This is a genomic window from Isoptericola sp. Y581 (assembly GCF_059445475.1).
The window spans coordinates 22407-28563 of sequence record NZ_JCAIUK010000014.1; the positions used below are offsets into that span (position 1 = coordinate 22407).

The following is a 6157-nucleotide window of genomic DNA, read 5'->3' on the forward strand; positions in this document are numbered from 1 at the left end:
TCGGTCAGGGCATCCGCTCGTAGGCGGCGGTCGTGAGGAAGTCGACGTACTCGTCGGCCACGGCGACCTCCACGAAGAGGGAGCGCGCCACGTCGTAGTCGGCGGCGTCGTCCGGAAGCTTGGCCACCTCCTCCTCGACGAGTCGGTCCACCAGCTCGCGCGTCACCCGCTCGCCGGTGTCGGCGAGGACGACGTCGTTGTGCAGCCACTGCCACACCTGCGAGCGGGAGATCTCCGCCGTCGCGGCGTCCTCCATGAGGCCGAAGATCGCCACCGCGCCCAGCCCGCCGAGCCAGGCGTGCAGGTACTGGATGCCGACCGACACGTTGTTGCGCAGCCCGGCCTCCGTGACGGTGCCCGGGGTCTTGTCGACGGCGAGCAGGTCGGCCGCGGTGACGTGCACGTCGTCGCGCGTGCGGTCGATCTGGTTCGGCCGGTCGCCGAGCACCTCGGTGAAGACCTCCTTGCAGGTGGGCACCATGCCCGGGTGCGCCACCCAGGAGCCGTCGAAGCCGTCGCCGGCCTCGCGTGCCTTGTCCGCGCGGACCTTCGCGAACGCGTGCTCGTTGGCCTCGGCGTCCTTGCTCGGGATGAACGCGGCCATGCCGCCGATGGCGTGCGCGCCGCGCCGGTGGCAGGTGGCGACCAGCAGCTCCGTGTACGCCCGCATGAACGGCACGGTCATGGTGATCTGGTTGCGGTCGGGCAGCAGGAAATCGCCGCGGGTCCGGAAGGTCTTCACCACCGAGAACAGGTAGTCCCAGCGGCCGGCGTTGAGGCCGGCCGAGTGCTCGCGCAGCTCGTAGAGGATCTCCTCCATCTCGAACGCGGCCGGGATGGTCTCGATGAGCACGGTGGCGCGGATGGTGCCGCGCGGGATGCCGAGCGCCTCCTGCGCGATGACGAACGCGTCGTTCCACAGCCGCGCCTCGAGGTGCGACTCCATCTTGGGCAGGTAGAAGTACGGCCCCAGGCCCTTGGCGATCTGGCGCAGGCCGCCCGTGGCGACGTAGAGCGCGAAGTCGACCAGCGAGCCGGAGGCCTCCTGGCCGTCGACCAGCACGTGCTTCTCGTTCAGGTGCCACCCGCGGGGACGCACGATGATCGTGGCCAGCTCCTCGTCGGGCTTGAGCGCGTACGCCTTGCCCGCCTCCGAGGTGAAGTCGATGCGCCGCTCGATGGCGTCGAGCAGGTTGACCTGGCCGCCCACCACGCTGCTCCACAGCGGCGTGTTGGCGTCCTCCTGGTCGGCGAGCCACGCCTTCGCGCCCGAGTTGAGCGCGTTGATCGTCATCTTCTTGTCGGTGGGGCCGGTGATCTCGACGCGGCGGTCGACGAGGCCGGGGGCCGGCTCGGCCACGCGCCACGAGTCGTCGGCGCGGATGTGCGCCGTCTCCGGGAGGAAGTCGAGGGTGCCGCCGGCGGCGAGCGCCTCGCGGCGTTGCCGGCGCGCCTCCAGCAGCTCGAGGCGGCGGGCTCCGAGCTGCCGGTGCAGAGTGACGATGAGGTCGAGCGCGGCCGGGGTGAGCACCTCGGTGTCGCCCTCGCCGATCGCGGCGGTGATGGTCAGGCCGTCGGGGAGCGCCACGACAGTCCCTCCTTGCTTCGTCGCAGTGGAACGGTAATTACGCCTGGTGGAATTCTGGTCGAAACCATAGCGCGTCGACGACGGATGCGGGCACCCTGAAGCCGGGGGCGGTGTCGCCGGGCTGAAGTCTCGTCATCGTGCGTCCTCGTGCGTTCCTCTCGGGGTGCAGGGGAACCGCGGCAGGGCCGTGCCTCAGGCCTCGCCGCGGCGTAGCAGGGTGCCGGCGGGCTCGTCGCCCACGGGCCGGCCGCGCAGCAGCGTGGCCCGCACGACGCCCGTCAGGTCGCGACCGGCGTACGGCGTGGCCGGGTTCTTGTGGTGCAGGGCGGCCGGCTCGACGACGAACGACGCCTCGGGGGCGAAGACCACCAGGTCCGCGTCCTTGCCCGCGGGCGGCGAGCCGGCGCTCGACGTCGTCGAGGGTCGCCCGGTCGAGGGCGGCCTTCATCGGGATGCCGCCGTCCCGGCGTCGACGTTCAAGGCCTGGCCGAGGTGCTCCGCCAGGTGCTCCGCGTCCCCCGCGCGCTGCTCGGCCACCGGGACCTCCTTGAGGCCCTCGGCCCGGACGGCCTCCGCGACCGCCTCGGCTACGCGGCTGTCGAACACGCCGGGGATGATGAACGCGGGGTTCAGCTCGTCGTCGCTCACGACCGAGGAGATCGCCACGGCCGCCACGCGCAGCATCTCGTCCGTGATGTGCCGGGCGCCGGAGTCGAGCAGGCCGCGGAACAGGCCGGGGAACGCCAGCACGTTGTTGATCTGGTTGGGGTAATCGCTGCGGCCCGTGGCGACGACGGCGGCGGTCTCGCCCGCGGCGATCGGGTCCACCTCGGGGGTGGGGTTGGCGAGCGCGAAGACGATCGCGTCGTCGTTCATCGCCGCCACGTCCGCACCCGAGAGGATGTTGGCCGCCGAGACGCCGACGAAGACGTCGGCCCCCTTCAGGCCCTCCTTGAGCGTGCCCGTGAAGCCCGACGGGTTGGTGTGCTCCACGAGCCAGACGCGGCTCTCGTCGCCCGCGGCCGACTCGGCCGTGAGGGCACCGTGCCGGTCGAAGCCGATGATGTCCCGGGCTCCCTGGGCGCGCAGCAGGCGGATGATCGCCGAGCCCGCTGCCCCGACGCCGGAGACCGCGATGCGGACGTCGTCGATCTTCTTGTCCACGGCCTTGAGCGCGTTGATGAGGGCCGCGAGCACGACGATCGCCGTGCCGTGCTGGTCGTCGTGGAAGACCGGGATGTCCAGCTCGTCGCGCAGCCGCTTCTCGATCTCGAAGCAGCGCGGCGCGGAGATGTCCTCGAGGTTGACCCCGCCGAAGCCCGGCGCGATCGCCTTCACCGTGCGGATGATCTCCTCGGTGTCGGTGGTGTCGAGGGCGATCGGCCAGGCGTCGACGTCCGCGAACTGCTTGAACAGCGCCGCCTTGCCCTCCATCACCGGCATGGCGGCCGCCGGGCCGATGTCGCCGAGGCCGAGCACGGCCGTGCCGTCAGTGACCACCGCGACGGTGTTGCGCTTGATGGTCAGGCGGCGCGCGTCCTCGGGCCGGTCGGCGATCGCGAGGCAGACGCGTGCGACGCCCGGCGTGTAGGCGCGGGAGAGGTCGCGGCGGGTCTTGAGCGGCACCTTCGGGGTGACGGAGATCTTGCCGCCGAGATGCATGAGGAACGTCGAGTCCGACATCTTGAGCACGCGCACGCCCTCGAGCGCGTCGAGCGCCGCGACGATCCTCTCACCGTGCTCGGCGTCGACGGTGTCGCAGGTGACGTCGACAACGATCGTGTCGTCGTGCGACTGGGCGATGTCCACGCCCATCACCGAGCCCCCGGCCGTCGCGACCTCGTGGACGATCTCGCTCGTGGCGCGCTGGGTCGCCGGCGCCTCCACTCGCAGGGTGATCGTGTAGCTGGGGCTGGGCATCGCCATGGCCGGGGATCCTTTCGTGGTCCTGATGCTGTGAAGTTTCGAGATGTGGAAAGATGATTCCTCGAACCGGCCTCGGTTCACCCGGCCTTGCGAAGGGGGACGCGACCATGGCGAACGGCACCGGGGTCCAGTCGGTGGACCGGGCGATCGACCTGCTCGAGATCATGACGGACCTCGGCGGCGACGCCGCGCTCAGCGAGCTCGCCGCGGCGGCAGCGCTGCCGCTGCCCACGATCCACCGGCTCATGCGGACGCTGGTGGGACGGGGATACGCCCGCCAGCTCCCGTCGCGCCGGTACACGCTCGGCCCCCGCCTGATCCGTCTCGGCGAGAGCGCGGGGCGCCAGCTCGGCGCCAGCGCCCGTCCCCACCTGGAGCGGCTGGCCCGCGAGCTCGGCGAGAGCGCCAACCTCGCGATGATCGACCGCGACATGGCGGTCTACGTCGCCCAGGCATCGTCGTCCCACTCGATGCGGATGTTCACCGAGGTCGGACGGCGCGTGTACTGCCACTGCACCGGCGTCGGCAAGATGGTGCTCGCCGAGCTGCCGGACCAGACCATCCGCAAGATCGTCGGACGCGTCGGCATGCCGCCGGCCACCGACCTGTCGATCACCGACGTCGACGACCTGCTCACCGAGGTCGCGAAGATCCGCGAGCAGGGCTACGCCGTCGACGACGGCGAGCAGGAGATCGGCGTGCGGTGCTTCGCCGTCCCGGTCAAGGGCGCGCCGACGCCCACCGCCCTCTCGGTCTCCGGGCCCGCGGCCCGGGTCACGTACGAGTTCGGCGAGGCCGCGCTCCCGATGCTGCACGAGGTGGCGGAGACCATCTCGGAGCAGCTGCTCTCCGCGGCCTGACGCCAGGCCCGGTCCCGGACGGAGGGCGCGCATCCCGGTCACCCTTTCCCCGGCTCGGCGCCGGCGGGCACGAGGTCCGCGTGCGGGGCTTCGAGGGTCGCGCAGATCGTCGTGATGATCGTGCCCGTCACCACGGGCGGGAAGAACCGCACGATCTGCGCGGAGAACGGGTCATCACCAGCCTGATCCTGCCGGCCGATCGTGGTCGTGCTCATGTCGACGCTCCTTCGAACCGACTCCACGGAGTCTTCCGGATCAGCAGAACCCCGTGACGGTCGCCCAGGCGCGCGCCTCCGCCTTCGCGCCCTCCCGCTTCACCTCCGCCTCGATCTTGCCGTACGGCCGGTCGGCGACGTAGGAGCCAAGCTCGAGGTGAAGTGCTCGGCGAGGCGGATCGCGAACTCCTCCGGAGACGCGATGCCGCCCTTGGCCAGCGCGAAGACGGTGTTCTTCTGAGTGTCGGTCGCGACGACCTTGCCCTGGTCGCCCTCCACGTGGGCGGCCGTGAAGTCGCCGCGGAGCTGCGAGCTCACGGAGAGCTCGGTGATGCGGTGGCGCGCCTGGTCGCGGTCGACCTTCATGACGCGGACCTCGGCCTTGCCGTACTGGTTGTCGCCCAGCACGATCGTGCCCGTCGTGGACCGGGCGTCGGTGGCGGACATCGTCCTGACTCCTTCATCTGATGTTGCGTGGTCCCACGGCAGCCCTCAGGGGCCGGCCTCGGTCCGTCTGCGATGACGATGACGATGACGCAGGACGCGGCGGCTCTGCCGCGACCGATGATGCGGGCCAAGGGCCCGTCAGCTCCCGCGGTACGTCGAGTATGCGAACGGGCTGAGCAGGCAGGGCACGTGGTAGTGGTCGCGCCCCGCATCGACCGTGAAGTCGCTAGTGATCGACGGATAGAACGTGGGCACACCGCGCGCGGCGAAGTACTCACCGGTCGCGAACGTGACGCGGTAGGTGCCCGGCTCGAGGGTCTCGGGGCCAAGGTCCCACGCACGGCCGTCCGCATCGGTGGTCGTGTCCGCGAGCCGATCGGCCGTGTCCACGCCGACGCTCCACAGGGACACGGCCACGCCTGCGGCGGGCATCCCCGAGACGGCGTCGAGCACGTGCGTGGTGATGTGTGACGTCATGCGAGCGATCCTTCCAGCCGGAGCACGGCGATCTCCCGAAGCTGTTGCCCGGCGATGCCCCGCTCGGTCGCCGCGTCGTTCTGCAGTCGCTCGCGGAGCGACGACAGGATCTCCTCCGCAGTGCGTCCCGCCGCCCGGATGAGGACGACGTGGCCCAACTTCGCCTCGTACGCACAGTTTCCCGCGCGCAGGCGCTCCTCGACGGACCCGCCGATCTCGCCGAGGCCGGCCTGTTCCCTGCGGCAGGCGCAGCGTCGATCTCCTCGTCGCTCCACGGGTCCGCAACGGTCCGGGCGGCGGCGAGCGCGGAACCGGCGTCCGCGTACGGACGGCCTGCCACGACCTCGTCGGCCCAGCGGGACACGGCGGCGCACGACAGCACCTGCGCGCGCGCCGTGCCAGGGTCGGCCGCGTTGAACGTCTCGAGGCCAGGACTCGTCATCGAGCGATCCCCCTCCCACTGATTCCGCCCACCGAAAGCGGGGTTCCGATCGGGAAGCCTCGTCCCCGAAAGCGCGGCCTGTCAAGAGAGCACCCGCTCGGCTCGCGTCGCGTCACGGTTTGTTTGGGTACGCGAAAGGCCCACCCCGGGTCAGGGGTGGGCCTCTCGTGAATAGATGTCCGGCGGCGTCCTACTCTCCCAC

The 6157-nt window shown here is 71.0% G+C and carries 7 protein-coding genes and 1 pseudogene; 1 reads left to right on the forward strand and 7 read right to left on the reverse strand.

Going from position 1 to position 6157, the window contains the following annotated elements; translation table 11 throughout:
- Positions 1–4: 4 nt before the first annotated feature.
- The 3 genes from aceB to AC1C2W_RS19465 form a co-directional block, all read right to left on the reverse strand.
- On the reverse strand, positions 5–1588 hold the full coding sequence (gene aceB, locus AC1C2W_RS19455) for a malate synthase A (protein ID WP_495414045.1): 1584 nt from the start codon (positions 1586–1588) through the stop codon (positions 5–7).
- Positions 1589–1780: 192 nt separating this feature from the next.
- On the reverse strand, positions 1781–1957 hold the full coding sequence (locus AC1C2W_RS19460) for a hypothetical protein (protein ID WP_495389820.1): 177 nt from the start codon (positions 1955–1957) through the stop codon (positions 1781–1783).
- Between the two features lie 75 nt (positions 1958–2032).
- Positions 2033–3514: an NAD-dependent malic enzyme gene (locus tag AC1C2W_RS19465; RefSeq protein WP_495414046.1), complete on the reverse strand. Its 1482-nt coding sequence runs from the start codon at positions 3512–3514 to the stop codon at positions 2033–2035.
- 107 nt (positions 3515–3621) lie between these two features.
- Here AC1C2W_RS19465 and AC1C2W_RS19470 point away from each other — a divergent pair, with 107 nt between their 5' ends.
- Positions 3622–4374: an IclR family transcriptional regulator gene (locus AC1C2W_RS19470; RefSeq protein WP_495389822.1), complete on the forward strand. Its 753-nt coding sequence runs from the start codon at positions 3622–3624 to the stop codon at positions 4372–4374.
- A 38-nt stretch (positions 4375–4412) separates the two neighbouring features.
- Here AC1C2W_RS19470 and AC1C2W_RS19475 read toward each other — a convergent pair whose 3' ends face one another.
- From AC1C2W_RS19475 to AC1C2W_RS19490, 4 genes and pseudogenes are all read right to left on the reverse strand, one after another.
- Entirely contained in the window at positions 4413–4589 is a 177-nt protein-coding gene (locus tag AC1C2W_RS19475; RefSeq protein WP_495414047.1) for a hypothetical protein, read from the reverse strand.
- A gap of 156 nt (positions 4590–4745) precedes the next feature.
- Positions 4746–5036, reverse strand: a pseudogene (locus tag AC1C2W_RS19480) (factor-independent urate hydroxylase); the annotation flags it as partial.
- Positions 5037–5174: 138 nt separating this feature from the next.
- Entirely contained in the window at positions 5175–5513 is a 339-nt protein-coding gene (gene uraH, locus AC1C2W_RS19485) for a hydroxyisourate hydrolase (protein ID WP_495414048.1), read from the reverse strand.
- Positions 5510–5788 carry a 2-oxo-4-hydroxy-4-carboxy-5-ureidoimidazoline decarboxylase gene (locus AC1C2W_RS19490; protein WP_495414049.1) on the reverse strand — a complete coding sequence of 93 codons (279 nt, stop codon included), beginning with the start codon at positions 5786–5788 and terminating at the stop codon, positions 5510–5512. Before AC1C2W_RS19490 ends, uraH begins: the two co-directional genes overlap by 4 nt.
- Positions 5789–6157 lie beyond the last annotated feature (369 nt).